The sequence below is a fragment of the Candidatus Nitrosarchaeum limnium BG20 genome (genome assembly GCF_000241145.1).
Taxonomy (GTDB): Archaea; Thermoproteota; Nitrososphaeria; order Nitrososphaerales; family Nitrosopumilaceae; genus Nitrosarchaeum; species Nitrosarchaeum limnae.
Genome location: NZ_AHJG01000094.1, coordinates 1 through 4323 on the forward strand (window position 1 = coordinate 1; position 4323 = coordinate 4323).

3 protein-coding genes and 1 tRNA gene are annotated in these 4323 nt (G+C 32.1%); all 4 read left to right on the forward strand.

Features of this window, described 5'->3' with window-relative positions; genetic code table 11:
- Positions 1 to 2122 (forward strand): S8 family serine peptidase (locus tag BG20_RS02885; RefSeq protein ID WP_010190710.1); only part of this gene is annotated, 2122 nt, incomplete at its 5' end.
- A 133-nt stretch (positions 2123 to 2255) separates the two neighbouring features.
- Complete coding sequence (locus BG20_RS02890; RefSeq protein ID WP_048097014.1) at positions 2256 to 3173, forward strand: DNRLRE domain-containing protein; 918 nt, start codon at positions 2256 to 2258, stop codon at positions 3171 to 3173.
- An 82-nt stretch (positions 3174 to 3255) separates the two neighbouring features.
- Positions 3256 to 3332 (forward strand) — tRNA-Pro (locus BG20_RS02895).
- A 142-nt stretch (positions 3333 to 3474) separates the two neighbouring features.
- Positions 3475 to 3726 carry a hypothetical protein gene (locus tag BG20_RS02900; protein ID WP_010190714.1) on the forward strand — a complete coding sequence of 84 codons (252 nt, stop codon included), beginning with the start codon at positions 3475 to 3477 and terminating at the stop codon, positions 3724 to 3726.
- The last annotated feature ends 597 nt before the right edge of the window (positions 3727 to 4323 follow it).

Here is a 4323-nt window from a genome sequence, read left to right on the forward strand (position 1 = left end):
TTCAGCCGAACAAGGAACTAATTCTAATTCTAATTCTATTTCTAGTACGCTAGTATCATCACATTCTAAGGAAGTTACTGATTCAATAATTCAAGCTGTAGGAAAAATTCTTGATGAATCAGAAGAAAAATATGATGGATTGACTACTGTTGAAAAAGCTATAAAGAATGCACAAAAAGAATCCAAAAAAGGGGAATTGGTAGCAAAAGTTCTATTTAGTGTGGCTAAAAAGAACTTAGATAAAGAATTCAATGAAAAAACATTTGATCCTATTTATCAAAAGCAATTATCCATTCTTAATAAACAACTAGAAGAAAATACTCAAAAAGTAAAAATGGCTTATTTTGATAATGTTTTAAAAGTAAATCCAGGCTTCACTGTTGTTGCAGATAATCTAAAACAAACAGAAGTTCAGGAAAAACATTTGCAGATGGAACAATCAAAAAATCCTGGAATTGTTATTAAAAAAATTGATAAACAAATCAGAGAATTAATGCAAGATGATAACCCATATGAAAATGCATGGAAATACGGTATTGATGTATATAAAAATCAAGTAAGAGTTGTCTTGGAATTATCTAATACAAGTCCTGAAACCATCGAAAAAATTCAAAGTCAATCTGATGTTGAAGTACAGGATGATAATCTCATTCAAATAACAACTGATGTTAAAAACATTCCTAGAATTAATTCATTCCAAGAAGTCGAAACCATAAGACCTGTATCAAAACCATCTTATGATACTGGTGATACTTTTGGTGTTGTAAAATCTCCGTTCTTAAATTCTGATCAAATAATTAAAACACTCGGAGACATGAAATACTCAAACCTAATCCAATTAAGTGCTGATGTATCTGACTTGAATCTCTTAACAAAGGCAGATTTCAAATATCCTATTTCAGAAGGTGTGTATGCAATAAATGCTGATCTTGTTCAGACTTCGGGTATTACTGGCAAGGATGTTAAAGTTGCAGTACTTGATGTCATGTTTGATACAAATAATCCAAAAATATCTGATAATATTATAGATTTTAAATCATTTAGGAATTCTCCTGAAAATTCAATGTTGGAACAATCCGTCACACCTGGAGAGAAAATTAGTCACGGAACTGCAGTAGCAGAAATCATTACTGATGTTGCTCCAAATTCTAAATTATATCTCTATGAAATGAGCACCGATGTTGAATTTGGACGTGCTATTGATGAGGCAATCTCGAATAATGTAGATGTGATTGCAATGGCTGCAGGATGGCCAAATCTCTCAACCGATGGAACTAGTCACATTACTAAAAAAGTTGAAGATGCAGTAAATCATGGGATTTCAGTGATAGTTCCTTCTGGAAACTTTGCTCAAAAACATTGGAAAGGATATTTTTCAGACAATGATCTAAATGCATGGCATGCATTTGCAGAAAATGATGAAGGACTTTCAATTACTGTATCTGAATCACAAACAAAAAACAAGGTACCCATAATGATTTATCTTAATTGGAATGATGGATTAGGTGATTTCTCTGATTTTGATCTAGTTCTAGTAGATCCCTTGGGCAAGATTGTAGATTATTCTGCAAATACTCAAACATCAAAATCTCAAAAGACTGAAAACATCTTCTATGTTCCTCAAATGGCAGGATTGTATACTTTAGGCATTTCATATGCTGGTGCATTCAAATCACTAGATGATGTTCATTCGTATTCCGAATTGGAATTATTTTCAGTTAATAATAATATCGAATATCCTATAGCTGCTAGCAGCGCTGTAGTTCCATCTGACGCAAATGGAGTGATTGTTGTAGGTGCTGTTAGCAACAAAGATGGTGTCTTGGAGTCATTTAGCTCCCAAGGTCCAACAAACAATGGAAAAACTGTTCCTAACGTGGTTGGACCAAATGGTGTCACAACAATAGCCTACAATGGAAATTTGTTTTATGGTACTTCCGCAACAACACCATATGTTGCAGGAATCGCAGCTTTGATGTTAGATGCAAATCCCGATCTTTCACCCTCTCAATTATTAAATGAAATTGAACAACATGCAAAACCAAATCATATGCAACCAAACTATGAAAATGAATATGGTTTTGGAATGGTGGACGCCACTTTTATAGTTGATAAAAATTAATTTTTTATATTCTATAATTTTTAATTAAACGTAATAACATCTAAAATATTTTTTTATTAAAATAATATTTTTATAATGTGTGTAATTGTATTACAAACAAGTCTATACTAATTAGAAATTAAATACTACTGTAATGATGCAGACAACCACAATTGAATATTCTGGAAAACGACTTCTGATCATGATGATTGTTGCAGGTGTGGCATTTTCTGGCATGACTTTTTTCTTGCTCAGTGATGGCATTTTAACATCCTCGTTACTTTCTGAAAAAGATTTCAAAACACTATGTGATACTGGATTGTGTTTTAATCCAATCACTTCAAGTATTCCTACCGGCATATTCATTCAACAAAGCCATGAGTATGATTCTATTACATCTGAGCAAAATTTTGAAAGTTTCTCAAAATTCAGACCTGTTAAAACCTCGATTGCTGATTTTGAACTGACTGATCATTCTGCAATTCTCTATTCTACAAAAGACAGTTTTGTTAGAGAGGGAATTAAGAACTCTAATGAAGGTTCAAATCAAGTATTACGTGTAATGGGTACTGGCCCAACAAATAATAGAGTTTTAGTTGGTTTTGATGAATCGCAAATAGGCACAGTTCTAAAAGAAAAATCACTGGAATCTGCAAAATTGAGAATTTTTGTTGTTGACAATGACAACAGATGGAAAGAAGGACAAACAGTAATGATCCATAGTATAACTGAAAACTGGCAAGAAGGAGTTGGAACAAATGCTCCATTCGCTAATTTTGTTGGAACTCAGAAAGGTGTGACTTGGAATTGCTCTTCAGACGATCAAGATTGCACAAACTGGAACGGTGGAAGTTTTACTGGAACTGTTACTGATTCTGTAGTCATCTCTAATGATGTATCTGGAACATGGATAGAATTCGATGTTACTAAAGACGTCTTGGCTTTCCTAAATGGTTCTCCTAACTACGGTTGGATCATTATGAAAAGTGATGAAGACTCTCCTGGAAGGATAAACATAGCATCTAGAGAGACACTAACAAACACTCCTCAATTAGAATTAATCTTTGCTTAAGCAAAGCCTCTTCTTTATTTTTTAATTTATACATGAATTTTGTATCTGTCAAGCTTAAATTGGGCAATTCTTAGGATTTACTGGGATCGTGGTCTAGCTTGGTATGATTCTGCGTTTGGGACGCAGAGGTCGTGTGTTCAAATCACGCCGATCCCACCATTCATTATCTTATTATCAAATGATATCCTAGTTTTATCGCCGAGCGATGAGGAAGAGTTAGAGTAATGAGTTTGATATGAACTAAAATTAATGGCTCTGAGCTCCGGCATGTTTTTATCAATTATACAGTGAATTGTTTCTATTGAATTTTGAAAAACGTGACATCATTTTGATAGTGGGTCTTTTACTTTTTATGATAGGTTTAATTCCATTTATGGCTCCAATATATGCAGTTTTAATTGCAATAGCAATGTATTTTGGAATAAAATTTTATGTTGGAATTAGGAAAAAGTCTGTTGAAAAAGAGTTGGGTGAGGGAATATGTCTTGAATGTGGTTCTAAAATTTATGATCAAAAATGTCCTAACTGTGATTCTTTAAATGAAAAATTATAAAAAATACGCAAAATAAAATTATCGCTAATCTTTTCTACTAGCAAAAATATTTTTGAAATATTCTTTAAAATCAAATAAATTTTAAGTGAATTTCTTATATGTTTATTTTTAATGGTGCGTATATGGTATCATGAGAGAAGACTATGCAGAGTATACAAAATGCATTGAGTGTAATACTTCATTACTGCGTTGTTATTGCAATTGTCCTAAATGTGGTAAACGAGAAGATTGCACATGTGAACTTTTACCACTAAAGTTAAATTATTTAAAATATTGAAATTTAATTAATCTGATTTATTCTATTAGTTTTAATTTCATTTTTTGTAATTTATTTATTGACTAGTGATAAATCAAATATGGCATCTTGTCTTTGGTATCTGGAATAGGATTTGAGCACTTTCCACATTTTGGTCGTTTTAACTCCACATTCCAATTCGTACAGAATTTCAAGTATGTCTTTGACATTCTTATCTTGGGCCCTTCTAACTGAGACCTACATACTTAGTATAGGGTGATATGATATATCTAATTTCCAAAAAATACGTTATATTTCTATTTGATGAACATATATTCATGTTTTAAAAATTAAAAAAATAC